Annotated in this window: 23 protein-coding genes; 4 read left to right on the forward strand and 19 right to left on the reverse strand. The window is 43.4% G+C overall.

Features of this window, described 5'->3' with window-relative positions; translation table 11 throughout:
- Positions 1-7: 7 nt before the first annotated feature.
- Both DW005_RS06465 and DW005_RS06470 read right to left on the reverse strand, forming a co-directional pair.
- The gene (locus DW005_RS06465; RefSeq protein WP_181974962.1) at positions 8-1,498 is read right to left on the reverse strand and encodes an SH3 domain-containing C40 family peptidase; all 1,491 of its coding nucleotides are present in this window, start codon (positions 1,496-1,498) and stop codon (positions 8-10) included.
- Positions 1,499-1,701: 203 nt separating this feature from the next.
- Positions 1,702-2,079, reverse strand: coding sequence for a RidA family protein (locus tag DW005_RS06470; protein ID WP_022376388.1), 378 nt, complete (start codon positions 2,077-2,079; stop codon positions 1,702-1,704).
- Between the two features lie 127 nt (positions 2,080-2,206).
- Here DW005_RS06470 and DW005_RS06475 point away from each other — a divergent pair, with 127 nt between their 5' ends.
- Complete coding sequence (locus DW005_RS06475) at positions 2,207-2,926, forward strand: acyl-ACP thioesterase domain-containing protein (RefSeq protein WP_022376387.1); 720 nt, start codon at positions 2,207-2,209, stop codon at positions 2,924-2,926.
- Between the two features lies 1 nt (position 2,927).
- Entirely contained in the window at positions 2,928-3,770 is an 843-nt protein-coding gene (locus DW005_RS06480) for a S1-like domain-containing RNA-binding protein (protein WP_117478643.1), read from the forward strand.
- 10 nt (positions 3,771-3,780) lie between these two features.
- Here DW005_RS06480 and DW005_RS06485 read toward each other — a convergent pair whose 3' ends face one another.
- The 10 genes from DW005_RS06485 to DW005_RS06530 form a co-directional block, all read right to left on the reverse strand.
- Positions 3,781-4,194 carry a flagellar protein gene (locus DW005_RS06485; RefSeq protein WP_117478644.1) on the reverse strand — a complete coding sequence of 138 codons (414 nt, stop codon included), beginning with the start codon at positions 4,192-4,194 and terminating at the stop codon, positions 3,781-3,783.
- Between the two features lie 14 nt (positions 4,195-4,208).
- On the reverse strand, positions 4,209-4,937 hold the full coding sequence (locus tag DW005_RS06490; RefSeq protein ID WP_117478645.1) for a ComF family protein: 729 nt from the start codon (positions 4,935-4,937) through the stop codon (positions 4,209-4,211).
- Between the two features lie 60 nt (positions 4,938-4,997).
- Positions 4,998-7,241 carry an ATP-dependent RecD-like DNA helicase gene (locus DW005_RS06495; RefSeq protein WP_117478646.1) on the reverse strand — a complete coding sequence of 748 codons (2,244 nt, stop codon included), beginning with the start codon at positions 7,239-7,241 and terminating at the stop codon, positions 4,998-5,000.
- Between the two features lie 78 nt (positions 7,242-7,319).
- Positions 7,320-7,664 (reverse strand): rod-binding protein, encoded by a 345-nt coding sequence (locus DW005_RS06500; RefSeq protein WP_022376382.1) that lies wholly within the window; start codon positions 7,662-7,664, stop codon positions 7,320-7,322.
- 22 nt (positions 7,665-7,686) lie between these two features.
- The gene (locus DW005_RS06505) at positions 7,687-8,496 is read right to left on the reverse strand and encodes a flagellar hook-basal body protein (protein ID WP_117478647.1); all 810 of its coding nucleotides are present in this window, start codon (positions 8,494-8,496) and stop codon (positions 7,687-7,689) included.
- A gap of 24 nt (positions 8,497-8,520) precedes the next feature.
- Positions 8,521-9,297, reverse strand: a complete 777-nt coding sequence (flgF, locus tag DW005_RS06510; protein WP_117478648.1) for a flagellar basal-body rod protein FlgF — start codon at positions 9,295-9,297, stop codon at positions 8,521-8,523.
- A 41-nt stretch (positions 9,298-9,338) separates the two neighbouring features.
- On the reverse strand, positions 9,339-10,340 hold the full coding sequence (locus tag DW005_RS06515; RefSeq protein ID WP_022376379.1) for a rod shape-determining protein: 1,002 nt from the start codon (positions 10,338-10,340) through the stop codon (positions 9,339-9,341).
- Between the two features lie 141 nt (positions 10,341-10,481).
- Positions 10,482-11,885 (reverse strand): thioether cross-link-forming SCIFF peptide maturase, encoded by a 1,404-nt coding sequence (gene scfB / locus DW005_RS06520; RefSeq protein WP_117478649.1) that lies wholly within the window; start codon positions 11,883-11,885, stop codon positions 10,482-10,484.
- A gap of 118 nt (positions 11,886-12,003) precedes the next feature.
- Positions 12,004-12,144, reverse strand: a complete 141-nt coding sequence (gene scfA / locus DW005_RS06525; protein WP_022376377.1) for a six-cysteine ranthipeptide SCIFF — start codon at positions 12,142-12,144, stop codon at positions 12,004-12,006.
- A gap of 657 nt (positions 12,145-12,801) precedes the next feature.
- Entirely contained in the window at positions 12,802-13,173 is a 372-nt protein-coding gene (locus DW005_RS06530; protein ID WP_022376376.1) for a TIGR04086 family membrane protein, read from the reverse strand.
- Between the two features lie 302 nt (positions 13,174-13,475).
- Between DW005_RS06530 and DW005_RS06535 the strand changes: the two genes are divergently transcribed.
- Positions 13,476-14,321, forward strand: a complete 846-nt coding sequence (locus tag DW005_RS06535; protein ID WP_117478650.1) for a PHP domain-containing protein — start codon at positions 13,476-13,478, stop codon at positions 14,319-14,321.
- On the opposite strand, the gene thiE is transcribed toward DW005_RS06535, so the two are convergent.
- From thiE to DW005_RS06560, 5 genes are read right to left on the reverse strand one after another with little or no spacing between them, the layout of a single operon-like run.
- Positions 14,296-14,925 carry a thiamine phosphate synthase gene (thiE, locus tag DW005_RS06540; protein WP_022376374.1) on the reverse strand — a complete coding sequence of 210 codons (630 nt, stop codon included), beginning with the start codon at positions 14,923-14,925 and terminating at the stop codon, positions 14,296-14,298. The genes DW005_RS06535 and thiE overlap by 26 nt on opposite strands.
- Position 14,926: 1 nt before the next feature.
- Complete coding sequence (locus DW005_RS06545) at positions 14,927-16,072, reverse strand: hypothetical protein (RefSeq protein WP_022376373.1); 1,146 nt, start codon at positions 16,070-16,072, stop codon at positions 14,927-14,929.
- A gap of 12 nt (positions 16,073-16,084) precedes the next feature.
- A complete protein-coding gene (locus DW005_RS06550) occupies positions 16,085-16,849 on the reverse strand; it encodes a hypothetical protein (RefSeq protein ID WP_117478651.1) in 765 nt (254 codons plus the stop codon).
- A 20-nt stretch (positions 16,850-16,869) separates the two neighbouring features.
- The gene (locus tag DW005_RS06555; RefSeq protein ID WP_117478652.1) at positions 16,870-18,066 is read right to left on the reverse strand and encodes a DUF5716 family protein; all 1,197 of its coding nucleotides are present in this window, start codon (positions 18,064-18,066) and stop codon (positions 16,870-16,872) included.
- Between the two features lie 29 nt (positions 18,067-18,095).
- Positions 18,096-21,638 (reverse strand): DUF5717 family protein, encoded by a 3,543-nt coding sequence (locus DW005_RS06560; RefSeq protein ID WP_117478653.1) that lies wholly within the window; start codon positions 21,636-21,638, stop codon positions 18,096-18,098.
- A 140-nt stretch (positions 21,639-21,778) separates the two neighbouring features.
- Here DW005_RS06560 and DW005_RS06565 point away from each other — a divergent pair, with 140 nt between their 5' ends.
- A complete protein-coding gene (locus DW005_RS06565; RefSeq protein WP_022376369.1) occupies positions 21,779-22,873 on the forward strand; it encodes a histidinol-phosphate transaminase in 1,095 nt (364 codons plus the stop codon).
- 476 nt (positions 22,874-23,349) lie between these two features.
- Here DW005_RS06565 and DW005_RS06570 read toward each other — a convergent pair whose 3' ends face one another.
- A complete protein-coding gene (locus tag DW005_RS06570) occupies positions 23,350-24,624 on the reverse strand; it encodes an adenylosuccinate synthase (RefSeq protein ID WP_117478654.1) in 1,275 nt (424 codons plus the stop codon).
- 211 nt (positions 24,625-24,835) lie between these two features.
- Positions 24,836-25,789, reverse strand: a complete 954-nt coding sequence (locus tag DW005_RS06575) for a glycosyltransferase family 2 protein (protein ID WP_117478655.1) — start codon at positions 25,787-25,789, stop codon at positions 24,836-24,838.

The following is a 25,789-nucleotide window of genomic DNA, read 5'->3' on the forward strand; positions in this document are numbered from 1 at the left end:
CTTAGATTTAACCAAGAACTCGTCTCGCACAATATGGTTTACGATAATACATATTACTTGTCTTGATTCCGGTACGTGGGTTACTTGCGTGTACAACCCTGCCGCCGCCGATGCAAAGTGCAACGTGGTTGACATGTCCACCACTTGCATAGAAAATCAAGTCACCGGCTCTTGCGCTGGATGGGCTGATTTTCTTACCCACTCCCGACTGTGCGCCGGAAGTACGTGGCAAACTGATACCAAATTTCTTAAATACTGACATGGTAAATCCGGAACAGTCCGTACCATGAGTCAAACTGGAACCGCCATATACATATGGGTTTCCAACAAATTTCAAAGCATAAGAAGCAATTGCAGAACCGTCACCGCTTCCCAATGTGCTGCCGCCATCGGAGGATGAGGAACCACCGCTTGCACCACCGGAACCATTGCTGGAGCCACCGGAGCTGCTGTTTCCACCTGCACCACCGGAACCGTTACTGGAGCCGCCGGAACTTCCTTTCGCACCACCGCCGCCATTACTGGAGGATGCACTGCTTGATTTATGACTTCCACCGCCACCATTCGAAGAACTCTTTCCTGAGCTTGATGACGATTTATGACTTGAGCTGCTTGAAGAACTGCTGCTTGACGAACTATTTCCTGAATTCGATGAAGACTTCGCCGGACGTTCACTTTCTGCCGCCGCTGCCTCTGCTGCCGCTTTTCTTCTCTCTTCTTCGCGTTCTTCCTCAATCGATACAGCCTTTTCAAACTGAACTGAGATTTTTACATAATCATCTCTGACATAACCGGTTGTATCGCCATCGACACGAACCTTTACCCAGCCGGATTCATGTTTTAGCACTTCATAACTTTCATCGCCGGCCAAAAGGTCAAGAATCTTACTCGATTCACTTTCTTTCTCGCGGACACGAAGCGTCTCCGTGGTAACTGTCGCCCACTTCGTACCAAACTGGTCTACCAGTTTTTCTGCACTGTAGCCGATTGCCAAATAATCTTTCATAATATAACCGGAAACCGAACCGGACTTAATGTATACCCAGTCCCCTTCCGTCTTAGCAATCGTAGCTGCGCTTCCGCGGTATAATTTACCAACGATTTCCGCATCCGTATTTGGTTTCTTACGAATATTTACATAATCTGCCGCAATGGAAATACCAACATTGGCATATTCCGATTCCGGTTTTGGTGTCGCCGTCGCTGTCGCTTCTTTCGTCGGCTCCGGTGTTGCATTCGAGACAGCAGAACCACTTACTGCGCTTGTCCCATTATTGGTGTTACCCGGCATATCCTCAAACGCTACAATTGCTTCCGGATTTGACTGTGTTGCACCAACCTGAATCGTACAGTATTGGTCTAACATATAAGCCATACCGGCAAGTTCTGTCTCAGAACCCATCGTAGTTGAAGATGAAACCATATACTTGCCAAATATTCCAAAGGATAAAACAAGTCCTGCCCCCAACGCACATTTCACAAGCCTTGTGTGTTGCATACTTTTCTTCCCTCCATTGTCACTCATCTGCCGGCCTCAAACTCATCCGGCATTCTAAATGTTACAAATTTGTTAAATACTTGTTTCAGTATAACAACTCTGTCCGCATCTGTCAACCTTTGTAAACTCATTGTTTCTACTAATTTTTACCACAATTTTACCGAGAAAATTAATTTTACATTTATTCTACAGGATTCGACTATTTATTTCGCAACAATCGCCTCAATCTCAATCAGAACATCTTTTGGCAGTCTTGCCACTTCCACGCAGGAACGTGCCGGGCAGTCTCCCGTAAAAAAGCGGGAATAAATTTCATTTACCTTGGCAAAATCATTCATATCTTTAATGAATACAACTGTTTTAATCGTGTCCTCAATTTTTGCACCACTTGCTTCAATCAGCGCCTTCAGATTACCGATTGCCTGCTCCGCCTGTTTTTCAATACCGCCTTCAACCAATTCACCGGTCTCCGGAATAATCGGGATCACACCTGATGTAAATACAAGACCATTTACCTCTACTGCCTGAGAATAAGGACCAATTGCTGCCGGTGCCTTATCTGTTGAAATAATTTTCTTCATATAAAAACACAACCTTTCTATTCATTGTTTTCATAGCTGATATTACCACATTTTCAAAAAAAATTCACTAGTTTTTTTCGGGTAAGGGTAGTATAATGAAACTGTTTGAACGAAGGGAGGAAATCGTATGTATTCCTATCATGATAGAGTATCTTACAGCAGAATTGATAAGGATGGACTGCTCGGTGTCTCCGACACTGTAAATGCAATGCAGGACTGCTGCCTGTTTCACAGCGAGGACGTCGGACATTCTGCCTTAGATTTATTAAAGAAAAACCGCGCTTGGTTAGTAAGCGCATGGCACGTTGTATTCAAACGCCGTCCGGTTATGGGCGAGCGTTTCACGGTGCATACATGGCCGTATCAGTTTAAAGGCATTTTCGGATGCCGTAATTTTTTAATGGAAACGCCGGACAAAGAGGTTCTTGCCTACGCCGATTCAAGATGGTTTTATTTTGACCCGTCTACCGGTCAGCCAACAAAAATTGATGACAGTGAAAAGGCCGCCTATCCGACAGAACCTGCTTACGACATGGAATATTCTTCCAGAAAGGTAAAATGTCCGGAAAACTTGACACTTGTCGAAGAAGTCGATGTGTGCCAGAATTATCTTGACACAAACCACCATGTAAACAACGGACAGTATATTCGTCTGGCTGTGAATGTTCTGCCAATTGATTTTGAAGTTTCCGAATTCCGTGCCGAATTTCGTCTGGCTGCCAAAATGGGAGACACCATGTACATTCGCACAGCCAGTGAAAATGGCAAATTTTATGTAGTCTTTACGGACAAAGAGGAAAATCCTTATTTCCTCAGCGAATTTACCCCGACAAAGAATGGAGAATAATATGAACGAATCAAAAGTTCTTGGCAAATTTGCCAGATTGTATGTTTCAAAAATCACAAAATTCGGTGTGATGCTTCGCTCTTTTGAAGAAAAAGATTTGGAAGTACTGCTCCCGAATAACCAGGTAAAAAAAGGGACCGAAAAAGGCGATTTTTACGAGGTGTTTTTGTACAAAGATTCTGAGGACCGCTTAATTGCTACCACACAAAGACCGTATCTTTCACTCGGTGAAACTGCGGTTTTGGAAGTCAAAGACGTAACCGGCATTGGTGCTTTCTTAGACTGGGGACTTGCCAAAGATTTGCTGCTTCCTTTTAAGGAGCAGACAAAAAAAGTTCACTTGGGTGAATGCGTGTTAGTCGCTTTATACATCGACAAAAGCAGCCGTTTATGTGCAACTATGAAGGTGTATGACTATCTTTCCTGTGACAGCCCTTACCAGAAAGGGGATCACGTAGAAGGTTTGATTTATGAAATTTTGGATTCTTTTGGTGCATTTGTTGCTGTGGACAATCAGTATTCCGCTTTAATTCCACACAACGAAATGACAAGAGAACTTCACATCGGCGATGTCGTGAGGGCACGCATCAAAGAAGTTACCGAAGAAGGAAAATTGACCTTAAGTTTACAGGAAAAGACAAAAGTGCAAATGGGCAAAGACGCTGAACTTATTTACGAGAGGTTACAAAAAGAAGGCGGTTTCCTGCCATTCCACGATAAAACCTCTCCGGAGATTATCAAGCGTGAATTCAAAATCAGCAAAGCCGCCTTCAAACGAGCCATCGGCCGGCTGTTAAAGGAAGGAAAAATCAAACTGACCGATAGCGGAATTGAACGTATTTAATTTTAATAAATTAGTTATCTAAAAAGCGCATACGGCTATCCGCGGCGCTTTTTCTTGGTGCCGGCTGCGGTGCCGGTCTTTTATCCTGTCCTGCCGCATGGCGGAATCCGGTCGCTAACTCTGCTTTACATTTATCACAGAAACGTCCGGTCTTAATTGTTACGCCACAGCTCTCGCAAGGAAGTCCGACCGGTGAATCATCCGAAAATACCAGTCTCTCCTCACGCACCCAGCGGTTAATCTGACGGATAGAAACATCCATTTCCTCCGACAATTCCTTTACATCTACATTGGGATGCTCTCTGACATATTTCTTTACTTCCATAAACTTGTCCTCTAATTTACGGGAGCACGCCGGACAGACTCGCTGCCCACGTATAAAATTAAATAATTTTCCACATTCTTTACAAGAAACAATTTCCATTGTACCTTCCTCCTCTAATAATCTCTACCAATGCAAAGGCAGGCAGAATATATTTCACTAACACCGGCTTTTTTTAATTCTCCGGCGCACGCTTCTAACGTTGAACCGGTTGTATAAATATCATCAATTAATACAACCCGCTTGCCATTTAACTTATAACCGGCACTCTCCGGAACATAGAAAGCACTTGACATATTCCGGTATCTCGCCTTATCATCCAGCTGCTTTTGCGGACTCGTATCGAGACTTCGACACAAGACATCGGTTTCTACCGGAAGATGTAACCGCTTCCCGATTTCCTCCGCAAGAATCTCTGCCTGATTATAACCGCGAAACCACCTTCTGTGTCTGTGCAGCGGAACAGGAATCAGAAAATCCGGCTTCCATGCCAGCAGTTTTTCTTTGCGGAATCGAATAAATTCTTCCGCGAAAAATGCTGCATTTTCATAACAGCCTTCGTATTTGAATGACGCCATTGCTTCCTTGAGCGAATCCGTATAAACCCACAACGCTGTCCCTTGACGTAGAAAGTCATACTTTCCCCGGCGTTTCTTTTCGCAGTCTACGCAGTACTCCGTCTCAATCTCCTCTAACGGCTTTCCGCACCGGGCACAGGCAGGTTCTGTTACACGCGCTTCCGATAATTTTCTGCGGCAGGATAAACAAACCTTTTTCTCTGTCTTTTTCAATACTGTTCCACAAATCGGACAAGCCGGTGGAAATAAAAATCCAAATGGATTCAAAGGCACTCCTCCCCTTCTTCTATCATAGCAAATTTTTCCTCATTTTGCATCCTTTTTTTACTACTTTTCCAATGACTCCTGCTCCAATTCCTGCAGACGGCGGCACAGCGAAGAATAGCGCATCTGCTCGGATTTATTTTGTATCATTTCACGCACAGTATCCTTGTTTCCGACAATCGTCACACACTTTTTGCCACGTGTAACCGCTGTATACAAAATGTTTCGATTCATTAACGGCCGTGGTCCCGATAAAATAGGCAACACAACTGCCGGATACTCGCTTCCCTGCGACTTATGTATGGTAATGGCATACGCCAGTTCCAGTTCATCCAGATTTCCCTGCGGATAAGTGACATATTTTTCATCATCAAAACGCACCGTCACCTCTTTATTGAATGTATCAATTTCGGTAATGATTCCGCAGTCGCCATTAAACACGCCACTCCCCTCTTCAATCATCATATGATTGTACCCGCGGATTTCCCATTTAATCTGGTAATTGTTTTTCATCTGCATGACTTTGTCACCTTCACGGAATAAAACACCGTGAAGTTCCATTTGATTTTTCCCTGGTGCTTCCGGATTCAAATACCGCTGCAAAACTTCGTTACATCGGCGAACTCCCAGTTCTCCCTTTTTCATCGGGGTCAAGACCTGCACATCAAACGGCGTGCAATGCGTATATTTTGGCATCCGGTCTCGGACAAGCCAGAGCATCACTTCAAGCACACCATGGCTGTCATCCCGTTTTAAGCAAAAGAAATCTTTACTCTGATTATCCAGCGCAATCTCTTCTCCGCGATGGATGCGGTGGGCATTTACAATAATATCACTTTCCGCTGCCTGACGGAAAATATGAGACAGCCTCACAACATTAAAGCAGTGAGAATTAATTACATCCCGCAGCACATTTCCCGGTCCCACACTCGGAAGCTGGTTTACATCGCCCACCAAAATCAGACGGGTTCCAACAGCAATCGCTTTCAATAAATTATGGAACAGGAAAATATCTACCATCGACATCTCATCAATAATTACGACGTCGGTTTCAAGCGGATTCCACTCATTTCTGCCAAATAAATCCGAGCGTTCCTCGCTCACATTTTCCTGTTCTGCCGCCGCTCCATTATACTCTAACAGACGGTGAATGGTCTGTGCCTCCTGACCGGTTGCCTCTGCCATTCGCTTAGCGGCACGTCCGGTTGGGGCCGCAAGCAAAATCGACAACCCTTTTTCCATAAGACACGCAATCAACGTGTTAATCGTCGTTGTTTTACCGGTACCGGGTCCACCGGTAATTACTAAAAATCCACTGGTGAGAGCTTCTCTCACCGCGATTTTCTGCTGGTCATCGAGTACAATTTCCTGACTTTTTTCAACACGCGAGATTAGTTCATCCAAAGCCTTCGTCGGACGCTCCACCGGCACATTTAGGTCAAATAACATTCTGGCACAGCTCATTTCCGAATAATATAAGGACGGCAGGTAAACATCCCGCTCCTCAGTCACAATCACGGATTTATCATATACCAATTCTTCTAAAGAATCCATCAGCTGTTCCATCGACACACCAAGCTGATAAACCGCCTCCTGTAAAAGCAGTTTTTCCGGCATGTAGACATAGCCCTCTTTGGTTCCCGCATTTAACACATACAAAATACCTGCACGGATTCTCGGTGCAGAGTCCATCGCAAAGCCGCTTTTTCTTGCAATTTCATCCGCAATTCGGAATCCGACGCCGCTGATATCTTCTGCCATCCGATACGGATTTTCACGGACAATTTCATAAAGTGCGCTGCCATAGGTCTGATAAATTTTTACGGCAAGCGCATTTGAAATTCCATACTCCTGTAAGAAAAGCATGGCTCCGCGCATTTCTCTTTTTTCCTCAAACTGCTCGGAAATTGCACGTGCTTTCTTTTCCGTAATTCCTTTGACCTCCGCAAGCCGCTCCGGCTCTTTTTCTATGATTTCAAAGGTTTTATCCCCGAATTTATCCACAATCCGCTTTGCCAGTCCGCCACGCACACCGGCAATCGCACCGGACGAAAGATATCTGAGCATCGCCAGTTCATCATCCGGTTCCTGCACCTCACAGGACATCACCTTCAACTGCTCCTGATAAATCGGGTGCGTAACAAGTTCTCCCCTCACACATACATATTCTCCCTCGTTTAGAAATGGAACATTTCCGACGCAGGTTTCCTCCACATCTTCATCGGGATTTTCCAATTCAAATACCGTGTACCCATTTTCCACGTTGCGATAGACGATGTGTGACACATACCCTCTTCTTTCCTCCATGAGTGCCTCCTAAATATGTAAAAAGCCCTTGACTGTGTTTCTTTTCGTCAAAGGCTTATTCTTTCTTTGATTTTCGCATTATACTTTGTTGTTCACCATTGATTCGTAAAGTTTGTCTGCGATGCCAAGTCCCTGACCGCTGTTTACCATCTGGTCAGCGATGGCAGATAAATAATTGTCCTGAAACATATTAACGTAGTCATTGCTGTTATCCTCGTCATCATCCGAAAATACTTTTGCAGATTCTTCCATGGATTTAAACATCTGCTGCACCAGATACGATTCAAACTGCTTGCACGCATCTAACATTTCTTCATCCGTTTCGGCATCCTGAATCTGGCTTGTCATTTTCTGCGACACTGCATCGTTTGCCTCGGTCGAATAATTTGTGAAATAAGTATCACCAATTGAAGATACTGCCATATGTCTCACCTCGCCTTACTTATCATGAACGTAAATTATTTGCCTGCTGAAGCATCTCATCCGATGCTGTGATTGCTTTTGAATTCATTTCGTAAGCACGCTGGGCAATAATCATATTTACCATTTCATCGGCTGCCTGTACGTTTGAGCTCTCCAAGTAGCCAGATACAATTTTCGAATTTAATTCTGTTGCCGTGTAAACCGTAGGTGCTCCTGACGCTTCCGACTGCAGATAATTCGAGTTTGATGTTTTCTCAAGCCCACCGGCATTCGGAAAATATGCCAGCCCAATCTGAATTCCGATATTCTGCTGGTTGTTATTCGCATCCGGATAAGTCAAATTACCAAACTGGTCAACGCCAATTTTACTGGAACGGTATGTATTCGGAACAGTAATTGCTTTTCCGTTTACATCGAGTACCGGATTTCCCTCACTGTCTGTCAGGGCAATGCTGTCGCCCTGAATGGACATATTAAAATGACCATTTCTCGTATAAGCAATACTTCCGTCTGCTAACTGTACACGGAAAAATCCCTCGCCCTGAATGGCGTAATCAAATGCGCCATTTGAAGCATTTAAGGCTCCCTGTGTAAAATCAGAAGAAATTGAGCCAACACGGACACCAAGTCCAACCTGTGCTCCTACCGGCTTTGGTTCTCCGGTCGTTGTCGTTGACTTTGCCTGCAAATTCTGATAAATCAGTGATTTAAAATTTGCTTTCTGAGTCTTGTATCCGGTTGTATTAATATTTGATAAATTGTTTGCAATCACGTCAAGATTGCTCTGCTCGCCAATCATTCCACTGGCTGCAGTCCATAAAGAACGCATCATCGGCTGCCACCTCCAAATAAACTATTACTTAAGTGCTCCTACCTGATTAACCGATTTGTCTAACATCGAATCGTATGAACGAATCACTTTCTGACCCGCTTCATAGGCACGGGTTATAGTAATCATATCGACCATTTCGCGCACAACATTAACATTTGACTGTTCGGTATAACCTTGCAAAATTTCTCCTTCTGCATCTTTGGTCGTGGCTCCGTCCACTGGTTCATACATAGTATCTCCGTATTTTTTCAAATAATCGTAGTCCTCAAAATCAACAATATTAAGAGTATCTACAAGTTCGCCGTCTGCCGTAATCTGTCCGGTCGCCGAAATTGATACGTTTTTCGACGAAGGGTCGATGGTAATATTTCCATTTTGTCCCTGGACGGCATTTCCATCAGCATCTACCAGCAGGCCGTCTTTCGTCAGATGAAACCTTCCGTCTCTTGTGTAACGCGTATGAACCTCTCCTGCCTTGTCCGTTACACTCACTGCAAAGAATCCACTGCCACTCAATGCCAAATCATATGTACCACCGGTCTGTCTGACCGAACCCTGCGAATAATCGGTATAAGTTTCTCCGATTTTTACGCCAAGGCTTAAACTTCCAATACACTCATTGTGATATGCCTGTGAGCCGTCTCGAATCTTAATTCCAAGCACCTGGTCAAATGCCTGACTGGCAACTTTTTCATCTTTATAGCCAACCGTATTTGAGTTCGCCATATTATTGGAAATAACATCCAGTCTTTTCTGTTCATTTGCCATACCGGTCCACGCTGTATAAAGACCTCGGAACATATCATACCTCCTGTTCTTTTTGTGACCTGTAACCGGAAAACTTAATTAGCATCCCCTATAGTCACTTCTCCACTTAAAAATTCCACATAACGACCGGTACCAATTGCAACTGCTGTCATCGGATCTTCTGCCGTCATCGTTGTAATTCCTGTTTTGGATTCAATCAATTCTTCTAATCCATACAACAAACTTCCGCCACCAGTGAGTACGATTCCGCGGTCTGCGATATCGGCTGCCAATTCCGGCGGTGTTTTTTCCAGTACACTATGTACTGCTTCTACAATCTGTGAAGTTGTATCTTTTAATGCTTCTTCTGTTTCCTCAGAAGTAACGGTAATGGTCTTTGGCAGACCGGTCACCAAGTTACGTCCGCGGACATCTACTGTCACACTTTCCGGCCGTGGATAAGCAGAACCAATGCGAATCTTTATATCCTCAGCGGTTCTCTCACCAATCAGCAGGTTGTGTTTCTTTCTCATATAACGGACAATCGCATCATCGAAATCATCTCCGGCAATCTTAATCGAAGCACTGACAACAGTACCTCCCAAACTGATTACCGCAATATCCGATGTACCACCACCGATATCTACAATCATATTTCCACAAGGACGAGCAATATCAATACCGGCTCCAATTGCAGCTGCAATCGGCTCCTCAATGATCTTTACATCGCGTGCACCTGCCTGAAAAGCAGCATCTTCTACAGCTTTTCTCTCAACCTCTGTTACCTGGCTTGGCACACAGATACTAATAAGCGGTTTACGAAATCTCTGTTTACCAACCGCTTTCTGAATGAAATATTTTAACATCTTCTCCGTTACGGTGTAATCAGAAATAACACCCTGACGAAGAGGACGAACTGCTACAATGTTTCCCGGCGTACGTCCTAACATCAGACGCGCCTCTTCTCCAATTGCTTTAATCCGGTTTGTGTCACGGTCAAAAGCAACAACACTAGGCTCTTTTAATACAACGCCTTTTCCTTTTACATATACCAATATGCTGGCGGTACCCAAATCAATTCCAATATCAAAAGCCACTTTACTAATCTCCTTTCACTATCTCCTGTATACCTGTATAGCATTCCCATTATCTATACATATTATAAACGTATTTCCAAATATTTCAAAGTTTTTTTTGCAAAATTTCCATCTTTTTGAAACGACGAAGGCTATGCTGTCCTAATTTCCCTCATCATAGGCTTCTGCTGCCTTGAGCATAATCGCACATTCCACACGTTTGCGCTGCAATTCACAGCCGGTTTCATACGGTTTGTTAATGTCACCGTGGCAGTGATAAGCATTTGCCGCACAGCCGCCGCTGCAATAGAATTTGGCAAAGCAGTTCCTACACTCCTCTTTTGCATATACATTACACAATTTAAATGTATCGCGCATATCCGTATTTACAACACCGTCATCTACATTTCCCAAGCAAAATTGTTCTTCACCCACGAACTGATGACAAGGATACAAATCGCCCCACGGTGTAACCGCTAAATATTCTGTTCCGGAACCACATCCGGACAAACGTTTGTAAACACATGGACCGCCACTCAAATCAATCATGTAATGGAAGAAATTAAATCCTTTTCCCTGCTTTTTGCGGGCAAGCATCTCTTTTGCAAGAATGTCATAGCCCTCACAGATTTGAGGAATGTCTTCCGGCTGAATGGCATACGGTTCATTCGGGTCTGCTACAACCGGCTCAACCGAAATCTGTTCAAAGCCTTCATCTGCCAAATGCAGCACATCTTCAACAAAATCCAGATTATTATGGGTAAATGTTCCACGCACATAGTATTTCTGCTGGTTTCTCGATTCTGCTACTTTTTTGAATTTATCAATAATAAAGTCATAACTTCCGGTTCCGTTTTTGAACGGACGCATGTGGTTATGCACTTCTTTACGTCCATCAATACTTAAGACAATGTTGTCCATTTCCCGATTCGCAAATTCAATGATGTCATCGTTTAACAAAACACCGTTTGTCGTTAAGGTGAAACGGAAATGCTTGTCTTTTTCTTTTTCAATTTCTCTGCCGTAAGCTACTAATTTTTTTACAACATCAAAGTTAAGAAGCGGCTCTCCGCCAAAGAAATCCACTTCAAGATTTCTTCTGCTGCCGGAATTGGCTACCAAAAAGTCCAATGCTTTTTTTCCTACTTCATAACTCATAAGAGAGCGGTCGCCCTGATATTCTCCTTCACCGGCAAAACAGTAACGGCATGCCAAGTTGCAGTCATGGGCAATATGCAGGCAGAGTGCTTTTACTACCGTCTGTCTCTTTTTGAAATCAATGACGCCTTCTTTGTAAACATCTTTTGTGAAAAGTGTTCCGTTCTCTTCTAATTCCTGTAAGTCGGAAAAGACGTCTTTTAAATCCTCTTTCGTAACTTCTTCTTTATAATCATTCTTCAAAATAACGTCGGCAATACGTGAAAATTCGGCTTCTCCATAGCGATCTGCATTTTCTTCATCCATCAGAGAAAGCACGTCATAAACAACGTCATCCACAACATGAATGGAACCGCTGTTTACATCTAACACAATATTATATCCATTATTCTTATACTGATGTATCATCCTTGACCTCTCATTCTGTAACGGTGACGCTATAACGTGCAATGAGGACTAGACCGAAGTCTCCTTCGATCAGCCCTCCATTGCTCATAATCACCGTTTATTCAAACAGTTTCCTTGCTTATTTGTTTTCGCAGCTCTGGTTTCCTACTGTACAGGATGTTTTACAAGCTGACTGGCAGGATGTCTGACATTCTCCGCATCCACCTTTTTTCAATGTTTCTTTTAAATTCTTTGTTGTCAAAGTTTTAATTCTTTTCATGATTGCCTCCATTTAAATCCATCGTTTCGTTTTCGTAACTCTTATTGTAGCATAGGTTTTTGTGTTGTGCAAGTAGGAATAATTGTTGGTTTGCGACAATTATTCGCTAGCACTTTTTTGTTTTCCGTAATTCCGTAGAAAAATTTTGCGTCTCGTGGGCGTTTTCACTAATTGAGTGCGTAGCGGTATGGGCACTGAAACTACCAGTGGTCTCCGCTCCGCTTCGGTCGTTGCATAGCAGAAGTCCACCGGACTTCTTGCAACACATACCGACGCCCTCAAAACCCACTCGTCACAAAGGTTTCTACGGAATTACGGGAATCCAAGGGAACTGACAGCGAACATTTATTGCAAATCAACAATTATCCCGCTCTGCCTGCTCCGGAAGTTTCGTTCTTTGACTGTGTGAGTGACGGAAAAAGCTTCTCAGACAACGCTTTTTCCGGTATTTGTGGTAAAGAGTTGCATTTTTTGCTTGATTTAACGTTATCGAATGAAAAACTACGCTACACATGCAACTCTTTTTGTCAGATTTTACGCAAGGCGTTGCTTTTGGAAGAAATAGCGAGGATTTTTCTCCAAAACATGCAACGCTTTTTTACATTCAAACCGATTTACGTTGCATTGAGACCACGTAACGCTCTAGTTCTACAAGATTTACTTTCTGCCTGCCTGTGTCATGCCTCCTAACATGCCACCGAATGCGCAGAGAAATAATGCAGGGAAAACGCCCGGGATTCTTGTGAATGCTTCCCGGTTCAGTATCATGGAAACGGCAACTAAAATGACATAGTACAAGATTCCTGCTAAGAGCCCCCACAAATATTTTTTTCCTTCCTGCTTTCCGCTCACTACCATGCCGCCAAGGAAACAGGAAAACACATACGAGAAAATAATGCCACCCCGCAGCACGCCTTCCGGCAGTTCAAACTGAAACAATAAAAATGCCAGAATCAGCAGGCAGATACCAGATATCAGATAGGAAAAAACAACACCTTTTGTCAATGTCAACACACTCGATTTTTTCATAACCCCTCCGTTCCCGGCGAACCCCCGCCGGCATTACCGTGTACTCTCTTTTCTTACAATATGATACTTTTCAAAAAAATAGAACTGTGGTACACTGGACTTTGAAACCCGCCCGAACATGAGGAAGGAGCGATTTGCTGTGCAAATCTGCGGATTCCGAATGTTTGACCAAATTGCGGGAGCAGCTTGCTGCGAAGCAATTTGTTGACATCCATGTATGTCTTGAAAGGCGTTCCTTATGCGTCCACGCAGGAAAGGGCTGTCTTTCAAAACATACATGAACACTACATCAGGAGGCAATTATGAAATATATTGATTTACATGTTCACTCACTTTTTTCAGACGGCACCTGCACTCCGGAGGAACTGGTAGACAAAGCATCTGCGCAGGGACTGGTTGCTTTTGCCTTAACCGACCACGATACAGTTGGCGGCGTTGAACGGGCATTGGCGGCTGCAAAAGATAAGCATCTGCAGGTTATCCCGGGCGTCGAATTATCTTGTGAGTATCAGATTACACCGACACGTTCCAAAGAAATTCATATTCTTGGCTACAATATTGACTGGAAACAAAAAGAACTTCTTGATACATTAGAAGCTGTCGCAAAAGAGCGTGACGACCGCAATAAGAAAATGTGCGAAAATCTGCAAAAAGCCGGGTATCCGATTGATTATGATTCCTTAATCGAGCGATTTGGAGACACAATACTTACCCGTGCACATTTTGCCCGCTTTTTATTGGAAAAAGGAGCAATTCCAAGCATTGATTCGGCATTTAAAAAGATTCTTGCAGCCGATGGTCCTTATTTTGTAAAACGGCACTATCTGACACCCAAAAAGGGAATTGAATTAATTAAAAATGCAGGAGGACTTCCGGTTCTTGCTCATCCCCTGTTATATAAAATGTCCGTGACCGAACTTCATCATTTACTGGATGAGTTATGCGGCTACGGTCTTCGCGGAATCGAGGCAATGTATTCGAGAAACCGCGGAAACGACGAAGCTTTTGTGCGGAAATTGGCAAACGACTATGGTCTTTTCATCACCGGCGGCACCGATTACCATGGTGCAAACAAACCGGATTTGGACATCGGAACCGGCGAAGGAAATTTACGGGTGCCGGTTATGCTCCTCGAAAATTTGAAATAAGTTCTTCTGCTGCGGCCGTAATATCTTTTTGTCCGACAATGGCAGAGATAACGGCTGCACCGTCCACACCGGTTTCACGCAAAAGAGCAATATTATCTTCATTTACCCCGCCAATGGCAACAATTGGTATTGGTACGGACTCTTTAATTTCTTTTAATTCTTCTAATGTAATATGACGGGTATCCGCTTTTGTGGTCGTGCCAAACACATCCCCAACGCCAAGATAATCGGCACCTTCACGCCATGCTTTTTGCGCAAGTTCCACGGTATTGGCTGTCGCCCCTACAATTTTATCAGCACCTAAGAGATTTCTGGCTGCATCAAGCGGCAAATCACTTTGTCCCAAATGAACGCCATCCGCACCTACTGCCAAAGCAATATCTATGCGGTCATTAATCAAAAGCGGCACTTCATACGCATCGGTAATCGTCTTTACGGCCTTTGCCATCTCATAAAATTCTCTCGAAGAACACTCCTTTTCCCTCAGCTGGACAACACTCACGCCGCCCTTAATTGCCAGTTCCACTGATTCCTCGATGGTCTCCGTTGTCATAATATTTCGGTCGGTGCATAAATACAACGTATAATCAATATCCGGTTTCATGTTACATTCCTCCTAAAATTCGTTCCACTTCAACTGCATACTCCGGTTTCTTACTCCGGATTTTATCAATTTCATCCAGACACTGTTCCATAATGCCGGTGTTATAATCCATCTGTTCACGCAGTTTCTGTCTGCGCACATTCAAATCATGCCTTACCTCAACCATTTCCTTTGGCTCGACTAACGCTTCCACCTGACCTAACCAGATATCACAGTCCTTAACCTCCAACTTGCGAAGTTCCTGCAAAACCACCTGATTCGCCTCATGAATCCGGATACTGCTCTCACGCTGTCTTTCCCATTCTCTCTTGGCACGGACATACTGCGTGCGGACAAAAGAAAGCTCAGCCGCGTTGCGCACCTGATATTTATGATACATATAATCCAGTGTGCGGACATTATTTACATATTTAATTTTGACACGGTTCAAAAGAAAAATGGCACGGTTGCCTTTCTTCTCCGTAATCACCATATCAATCCGGTTTTTTCTGGCTTCATTCAAAATAATAGCCGCAAATACAAACGTCACAAAAACCGTCACGACAAACGCAACATTAATATTCACCTTAAAGCATGCCATCAAAACCGCAAGCATTGCAAAGGTTGCAATCAAAAGTGCTGTCAGGCATTTTCCAAGTACCTTTAACATCCCCTGCCTGTGAATGATATCCTGTTTATCCGCAAGCAAAAGATTTTTCTCACCGGAAAGCTGACGCAAATCCTGTTTGATTTTCATCTGGTATTCTTCGTATTCCGTTAATTTTTTAATATCATCTTCCACCACGTCCTCATAATTGTCCATGGCACGGCGCTGGGCTTCCGTAAATTTGTATTCCTGTTTCTGGCTCTTTTTGCGCTCTTTCGTCAACTCTACAATCTGCTTTGCCGCAGCCAGAAGTTTTTCCTGCTCCTCTTTTGGTGCGCGGTCAATAAGCTGAATGTCCTTTAAATACGATGTTACCTGTCCATATTCAAACTTAATATCTTCACACTGCTTTTTTGCCTCTTTAATGTTCTCGCAGAGGTGCTCCAAATAAGCAATGCGCTCCTTGTCATTGCGCAAATCCACTTTTTCTTTTTCAACACGAACCATTTCCTGTTCCAGTTCATTTAACAGTTCCTTCGTATCCTTTTTCTCCTTCACCATGTCACCTCCTGCCTAGTAAGCAAATGCCCTTCGCAGCTGCTCTTTGTAATCATCCATCATCGATTCCGTTTCTTCCGGCACATAAAAACCGGCAAGCACTTCCTGATACTTTAACCGTATCTGCTCAATTTCCGACGGTTTTAAGCCAAACGACAAACTCTCCTCCTCAAACGTTTTATCTTTTTCTTCCATCAGCAAAATCCACAAATAATGCTGCAGCGATTCTCTTTTATTGTTCCGGATATAGGCTTCGCGGAAATCCTCCCCCGCCTCCAAAAACGAAGACGTGTAAAAATGAGCAATTCCCTCATTATGTAAAATATCTCCATACTCTTCCGGTGTAAACGAAATCGCATCCGGTCCCTGCAAAAGTTTCCGGTAAGCCATCACTGCCTTTCCGTAATGTCCGGTGCGCACATAATTGTCCGCCTTAATCTTCTTTTTCTGATAAGACGGCAAATGGTCAATCTCATCTAATACCTTAACAATCCCGCGGATTTCTTCTTCGTTGTAGTAATCACAGCCGCAAAGTGTCGTAACAACCAAATCTTTCAGTCCATGCTCTCCCACAATCATTGCCTCTAATTTATCTGCTAATTCTTTTAATCCCAGTTCTTCCTTCATCCATTTTGCCAGAGAGATCTGAAAAAATTCCTCGTTTATGCCGTAAATATTGTGGTAAATGACATAGCACAATTCTTCGATGGAATAAATATTTTGCCCTAAATACGATAATTCATATGGCTTTTTGGCTATTTTCCCTTTGGCAAGAATCATTTTTTCCTCTCCTTTCTCTTTTACAGTTCTACCTGTTTTTCCCAAATCCGGTTTGACGTTGGAAACAGCTCTCCGAATCCTTCATCCTTTATTGTCACAATGCATTGGCTCGGTGACTCAAAACGAATGCGTAACATCAGCCGGCAGTGCCTGTCAAGCCGTCCGGTAAGTGGGTCAAGTTCTATCATAAACTGCTTTTCTTTTTGGGTTAATACATTTTTTGTCTGCAAAGCAAGCTCGGTCTCACCCGAAGGAATCAGTTCCAATTCTTCATCGACTAAATACCAGGGAACTCCTGCCTCTACAAGAACTACCTTCTGCTGCTTAGCCTCCGCATATAAGTTCACCGCAACCTGCGAAGTCACCATCTGCTCATCTAACAGAAGATAATCTCCTAACCGCTTTTCTTCTGCCATCTCACGCGCCATCAGACAAGCACCGCTCACATACAGATTTCTTCCTTTGAAAAGCCTTCTGCCCACACACAATTTACGGAACAGCGAATCTGCCCATCCGCCTTCGAAGCCCTCTCCGGCCATGTAAAGCGTTGACAAAAGTTTTTTGCGAATCGCACCATACACAACATTTTCAAAAACGGCCGCCTTGTGCTCTTTATTTTCCTCCGGTAGAGAAACCGCCCCCGAATAATCGCGTTCGGAAACACCAACCAAAATCGGACTTTTGCTTCTATCTACCTGCATCTGATAATATGTCAGCGTATTTCCCTCATAATCAAATAAGCCGACATCATTCATCCACAGTTCTTTCTTTTGGTTTAGCACATAATACGGAAATGCCTGCTTGTGGCTAATCACCATCGCACGCTCCCTGCCAATTCCAAGTTGTTCAAGTGCCGCATAAATGAGTTCCATATATTCTCTATCCGCATCCTTTACCGTAACAACGAGCTGCTTAATCGTTTCGCCAGGATAATCTTTTCTCGTAAGGGAAAGTGTTTTCCGAAAAAAGTAAGACAGCATATTCAGAGGTTTTGAAATTTTGCCGTCAACAACCACATCTTCCTGTCTGCGAATCCGCACAAGAAAATCCCGCAAAGGCTTTTCGCCCGAAAGTGCAATCTCGGTCGGAATCAGCCCTTCCTGATTTTCTTCCGTTTGTCCGATAAGCACCGGTATATTCTTTTCTCTGTCATAGACAGCCATCTGTGATTTTTCTTCGCCCAGGTCAAACCCAAGCAGCAGTGTTCGTTCACTCATGTGCTCTCTCCATTTTCCTTCCCTTTTCTTTACTGAAGCGTAAATAATTTCTTAGCCGCAAAGCGGTCTTTTTCATAACGTCTGCGCAGACTGCCATACAACTCCATATCACCGGTATTCTTTGCTGCAATCATATCGTTAAGCATATGGAAAAATCCCAGCGCGCCTTTCGCCTGCTCTGTGCGGCGGGCGCACATCACTTCCGTTCTCTCTCCCGTTGTCTGCTCCTCAATGTAACAATATTTTTCTTCGCCGTCAAACAACAGCATTTCATACACATAAACACCCGAAAAAACCTGCCGCATCGGCATTGTTTTTTTCACTTTGCCGCCACGGTCTGTCTCACAAAGGAGAATTTCTCCCGGTGCGCCGCTATAATACTGGATAATCACGGTATTTTCAATTTCAAACGGAACATTCACCTTGCCAATATAATCTTTCATAAAGGCGAAAACAGTTCCCTCGCTCGCAAATTTTTCCAGATTCATTTCCACAAATTCTTTTTGCTTGCTGGCAAAATGCTCCTCTAACCGGTAATGGCGCAAAACAGCCAAAACCATAACCGCATCTTTTTCATACATCGCTTCTTTTTCAATTTTAACAAACATTGGTTCCGACAACTCCTGCCGCTCCACGACATAATCATAAGCGAGCTGCGACAAAAACGCCTTCACTAACATCCGGTTTTCACCCGATTCCATATATTCAAGATAAATCGGCTCATACGGCTCCTGACTGGCACCGACAAACAAAACCTGTGCCAAAAGACGCTCCGTAATATCTTCATCCGCCCCGACTTCCGGCATTTTCCGGCACTTTTCGTAAAGAGAAGTAAAAGTAATTAAATCTCCGGTATAATAGCGGCGCAGATATTTCATTGCATCCTTTCCGGCACAGCCCTGATGATACAAGTAAAGCGCCCATTTCACGAGCATTGGCTCTGACTCGTCCTTATGTTCCTTCACAAGCGCCTCTACGAGCGTGGAAAATGCATTCTTATCACATTCCGGCACACCATAGCGCAGCAGCATAACCTGTGCTTTTTCGTATTTTCCCTGTGCAATGCAGTCCGCCGCCACATCCGCAATCCGTTCCCTCTTAAGTGTAATCGGATTAAACTGCTCAATCAGCGAAAACAATGGCTCTGCCATGCCCTCACGGTGATAATAATCATATAAACAAAGCAAAATTTTCTCCCGCATTTTCCGCCGTAAACAATCCATTTGCAGTGCATCCTGTAACACCAGCGCCTGCATATCCGTCATTTTTGCAGAACGCTCTGCCTTATATGCCAAGTGCGTAATCAGCTTTGGATTTTTTGCGCCAAGTTCATAACACACAGGCGCTAACTTTTCCATCGAAAGCATTTTTTCCATCCGGTAATCAACCGTACCCGAATAATAAAGCCCTCTCTCATCCACGAAAAACAGCTGTGTGTTCGGAGTATAAAGCGAAACTACCGCTTGTCCATTTTCAAAGGAATAATAGGTCTGATCCTTCGTCTCACGGTGCACAACCGCCACACCGTCCATCCGGTCATTGCCGCAGGTAATCCGATGTGAAAACATCACTTCAGAAAGGTCATCCGCCATTTCCTTTGTCAGCGTTTCTTCTGTTACACACGCTTCATAGAGCAGCGCCAAATCCTCTGTAATCCGGTGGTGTGCAAGATTTCTCTCTACAAATTTATGAATCTGCTCGCCATAAGCCTCTAAAACTTCCGGTCTCTCACCGGCATGTTTTACCAGATAAGCATACAGAAACGCTTTGCATCTGTCATTCAAATGGTTCTCATATTGAAAATACGATAAGACCGCATCCGGAAGCGTCCGAACTTTCTCCGTATCTATCGTATACATATAATATTCATACAAATCCGTCAGCCGCAAATGCTTGTTGACACCTTTTTCAAACCACGAGAAATATTTTGCATCGCGGATTTCATTTCGGATGAGCATTCCACAGATGCCATGGAGCGTATCGGTCATGACAAAGAACTCATACAGTTTTTGTAAAATGGAAAACACTCTGGCATCAAAGTGTGGCAGACGTTCTCCAAGAAAACTAACGGCAAGAGATACTTCTTTCGTAGTTAAATCACGTTTTAACCCATAGTTTACTGCGTTAATTGTCACGTCATCCAGACTGGAAATCAGGGTGGAATCCTCGCGGTAAGCAAGCATCATCGCCGAATATAAAAGCGGGCTGTTGCTGCCACTCTCCAACTGCGCGCGCAAATCTTTCTCTAGCAAATGCCCAAAGCGGTAACGCTCGTCCACCTGCGTTAAAAGGTAAGTCAGTAAATCACTCTGATATCCGTTTTCCGCATACGAAGAAATCAGATTTGCCAGTCCGATGCGGTCCTCTTTGCGCTCAGAATCCATAATCTTAATAAATTGAATCAAGATATAATTTTCTACCTCTTCCAACGATTCCCCTAGCGGCGGCATTTTTAAATTTTCCGTCTCCTGGAAAAAGGAAAGAATATTTTCCTTCTCGCGCAGAATCACGGCAATATATCCGCGCACCGCCTGCTCATATGTGCCACTGATTTTTTCGAGAATTTCACGATTCTTTTTAAGGAACTTTCCGAATGCCTCTCTCGTAACCCGCTTCTCCTGATATGATAAAAACATACGAATTGCCATGGCAATCGCTTTTTTTCTGGCTCTTTGAATCTTTCGCTCTTTTTCGCCAATTCGGTTATGCGCCGTAATATGTATTACTTTTTTCTCATACGGCGTCTGCAAAATCAAATCACCGTGGCGTCTGCCGGCCGGTACTTTATCTGCACAAATCGTAAATTCCAAAACGTCTCGTCCATCCACAAATTCATCCGTCCACAGAACATGCGTCTGCACTTCAATAAAATCTGCCGTTGTGCGGACATGAATCCCCGCATGTCCCCATGTATTCACACGAATCGAAATTGCATCGGCTTTGTCTGTTCCATCTAATTCATATACCAGTTCTCTGCCGGATGAATGCTCTGTTTCAAAGCGGATGGCTTTCTTTTTCTTCATCGCCACCAGAAATTCTTCCAAGCTTTGAAGTTTTGTATTTTTCTTTAACAGACAGTCGTATAAAATGCGCCCGCTCTCATCCCGATATAAAAAGGCATCCCGAAACTCCGGTGCCAAAAATAAATCAACGCCATGTTCCGGATTTTTCTCAATCCGCTTCTTTAAAGTCGGATAATCCCGAATCTCTCCTTCTTCATCCCGAAGCACAGGAGACACAATTGTAATCTCATACGGCAGCTTTTCTTCGCCGCAGTCAGTAATTAAATCTAGATTTCCCTTTAGTTTTTCCCCCGGATTTAATTCGCCGGCATCCACATCAACCGTCAGTTCATTCTTTGTCCCATCAAAAAAAGGCAGGAAATCAATGCACATCTCCTCGACAGTGCCAAATCCTTTCACTCTTGTGCCGAAAGAATTTTCCAAAAAAAAGCTTGCCGTCCCATGTGTTCCCGCTGTTACCTCAAACACCAATTTTTCAATTGATAAACAAAGTTTTGGCGTTTCATATATGAAATTTCCTTTTGCCAATGACAAAATCTTTTCTCTCATTGATAACCTCCTAACCTCAATTCTATAGTATACCATTTTTTATGCATTCTGTGAATAGTAAGAATCAATCTATTTTTGTATTGCTAAGTTCATGCAGTATGTCTATAATAAGGAGAGGACGAAAGAGAGGAGTGACTCAAATGGCACTAAAACCAAAAGAACATTTTCACGGAAGCGATTTAGAGAAAATCGAGGCCGTCTATGGAATAAAAAAAGAAGACATTATAAGTTTTTCTGCGAATGTAAATCCACTTGGTGTTTCATTTCGTTTAAAAGAAACTTTAACAAATCACATTGACGCTATCACGACCTACCCGGACCGTGAATACACATCCCTGCGCAAATGTATTGCAGACTATGTACACACAAACTATAAAAATATTGTTGTCGGGAATGGTTCGACAGAATTAATTTCGCTCTTTATCCAGATTACACACCCGATGAAGGCACTGATTGTCGGCCCGACCTATTCCGAATACGAGCGGGAAGTCGCAATGGGCGGCGGACGCTCCCATTACTTCAGCCTCACGGAAGCCAGCGAATTTGAACTGGACACAAAAGCACTCACTGAGGAACTTTCCGCCAATGTCGATTTGCTGATTTTGTGTAATCCAAACAACCCAACGTCATCTGTCATCAAACGCCAGCAGATGCGTGAAATTCTGGATTACTGCAAACGCAAATCTATCACCGTGCTTGTCGATGAAACTTATGTGGAATTTGCCGAGGAACCAGATGAAGTAACCGCGATTCCACTTACCGAATACTACAATAACATTGTCATTTTGCGCGGTATTTCAAAATTCTTTGCAGCACCGGGACTCAGACTTGGCTATGCCATTTGCGGAAACCGTGATTTGCTCAATGAAATCAATCAGAAAAAGAATCCTTGGACAATTAATTCCCTGGCTGCAATCGCCGGAGAAATTATGTTTCAAGATGAGGATTATATAAAGAAAACGAGAAGATTAATCTCTTCAGAACGAGCACGAATCTGTGCATGCCTTGATGAGAGTCCGAACTTTAAGGTTTATCATGCACACGCTAATTTTGTACTCGTAAAAATTACAACCGATAAATTTACTTCGGAGGACGCGTTTGACGCCTGCATACGCAAAAATCTGATGATACGGGACTGCTCTACGTTTCCGTTTCTGAATAATAAATATATCAGACTCTGCTTTATGATGCCGGAGCAGAATGATGCGTTGCTTGATGTTTTGCTGGGATTATAAAAAGATTGTATTAACGGTTGGCTTGAGGCTATTTTAGGTTCTACATTACGTTTTTATTCCTATGCGCTTCGTGTGCCGCTCCCACTTAACAAATACGAAAATATCGATAGACAAAAGACGTCTATCTGATATTTTCGTATTTGTAGCACACTCACCACATAGGAATAAAAACGTAATGTTTGAGCCAAAAAAGTCAAGCACCCGTGATACAATCTTTTTCTTTTCCTCCCAGATGCAAAAAATCCAAGTAACTAGTAACTCTACTACTGTACAACCCCTGCATTCATTGTACAACAATTGAATTTTGTCAGATATTTTGCTGCTAATCTTTTGGATTCCCGTAAATCAGAAGAAACTCTTTGTGACTCGTGGGTTTTGAGTACGTCGGTATGTGGCACTGGTGTTTTCAGTGCCCATACCGCTACGTACTCAGCGAGCGAAAGCGCCCACGAGACGCAAAGAGTTTCTTCTAACTTTTATCGATGAATAATCTCATGTCTTCCCGGTCCATTGGAAACCAATTTAACCGGAACACCTAATTCTTTTTCAATAAACTCGATGTACTTACGGCAGTTTTCCGGAAGTTTATCGTATTCCGTAATGCCGCGGATATCTGTCTTCCAGCCCGGAAGCACTTCATATACCGGTTTTGCCTTTTTCAAAGAAGCTGTTGTTGGGAAATCTTTTGTTACTTTACCATCGATTTCATAGCCAACACATACCGGAAGTTCATCCAGATAACCAAGTACGTCAAGCACAGTAAGTGCAACCTCTGTCGCACCCTGAATCCGGCATCCGTAACGGCTTGCTACCGCATCAAACCATCCCATACGTCTTGGGCGGCCTGTCGTAGCACCGTACTCACCGCCGTCACCACCGCGGCGTCTTAATTCATCTGCCTCTTCTCCAAAAATTTCACTGACAAATTCACCGGCTCCAACAGCACTTGAATATGCCTTAACAACCGTAACAATTCTCTTAATCTCATATGGTGGAAGTCCTGCTCCCACTGCACCATAACCTGCGAGTGTAGAAGAAGATGTAACCATCGGATAAATACCATGGTCAGGGTCTTTCAAGGAACCAAGCTGTCCTTCTAACAAAATTCTCTTGCCCTGCTCTCTTGCCTCAAAAAGGAAGGCAGACACATCACATACATATGGCTCAACCATCTTGCGGTACTCGCGCAGTGTATCCATCAATTCGTCAACATTCAACGTTGGTTTGTGATACAAATGCTCTAAAATAACATTTTTCTGAACACAAATGCGCTCTAACTTCTCACGTAGAAGTTCTTCATCAAAAAGTTCGGAAACCTGAATTCCGACTTTTGCATATTTATCAGAATAGAATGGCGCAATACCGGATTTTGTCGAACCAAATGATTTTCCAGCCAGACGCTCTTCCTCATACTGGTCAAACAAAATATGATATGGCATCACAATCTGGGCGCGGTCCGAAACTTTAATCTTCGGCATCGGTACACCACGGTCAACAATTCCCTGAATTTCCTTAAATAAATCCGGAATATTCAGCGCAACACCATTTCCGATAACACTTGTCGTATGGTTATAAAAAACGCCGGACGGCAGAATATGAAGGGCAAATTTACCATAATCATTTACAATAGTATGACCTGCATTACTGCCTCCTTGAAAGCGTACGATAATATCGGACTCTTCACCGAGCATATCCGTAATCTTTCCTTTTCCTTCGTCTCCCCAGTTTGCTCCTACAACGGCTGTTACCATAGCCATTCCTCCTTAATGTCCCGCTTTCGCGGCACCGATTATTTGCATCAAAAAGCACATGCGTTAATATTATACATGAAAACACGCCGCACTTCAACTTCTTTCGCAAAATTAATCCCAATTTACAACAAATAAACAAGGAACAATTTTGAATTTTATCAGTTATAACTGATAAAATAATAAATCGCTCCTTATTTATTCGATATATCTGCTATTTTTCAATCTCCGCCAGCCGTTTCTCCGGCCAATCCGTCGACGTATGAATATTCAATATGCTCGGTGCCTCATGCATCGCATTGTAATACCACAGTGACGCCTCGGAATCATCGCCTCTCTCGTGGAAATACTCGCCCAGTTCAAAACACATTTCGGCGGAGCCTTCGGTGAGCATATCTTTCAATGCCATTTTCATCATAATGCCCGCGTCCTTCCGGATTCTTGCCGCACGGCAGACCACGCATGCAGCTTCCTTCATCTCATCCGCACTCCGCTCCGGGTCCATGACAGACGCCGCAAAAAATTCTTCCGCTTCCAAAAAATCTTCATCATCCCCGGAAATATACAACTCCATCGCATACATGTGATGCAGCCGTTTTGACAGCCGAAGTCCTTTGTGAATGTGTTTCTGAAAAGTTGCAAAATCACGCTTACAGTGGTTGCTCTCCGGATAGTGCCCAATAACTATATCCGAATCAAAAACGACCGGATCTAAGCGAACCATCTCGTGAATCGGTTCAATCCATGTAAATTCCCGAAGTCTTTTAAAAAGTTTCGGACGATACTCTTCGTCAAAATTATATGCAGTTCCATGAGACAACTGATTGCCATACTTCATCTGCACAATTTCAATTTCCGGCAAAAGCACTTCCTTTAATTCACGAAAGTGTTTTCTGTTTTCCTCGTCAATTACCTCATCCGCATCCGCTGTGTAAATATAGTCTTTTTCTGCCTTAGAAAAAGCAAAATTCCGCGCTGCCGAAAAATCATCCACCCACGTAAAATCATATATTTTATCTGTATAATTTGCCGCAATTTTCTTTGTTGCATCCGTGGAGCCGGTGTCAACAATCACAATTTCATCCACCAAATCCGCCACACTATCTAAACAGCGTGTGAGAATTTTCTCCTCATTTTTCACAATCATACATAAACTAATCTCAATCAT

This window comes from Clostridium sp. AF36-4 (genome assembly GCF_003435975.1).
Classification (GTDB): Bacteria; Bacillota; Clostridia; order Lachnospirales; family Lachnospiraceae; genus Eubacterium_F.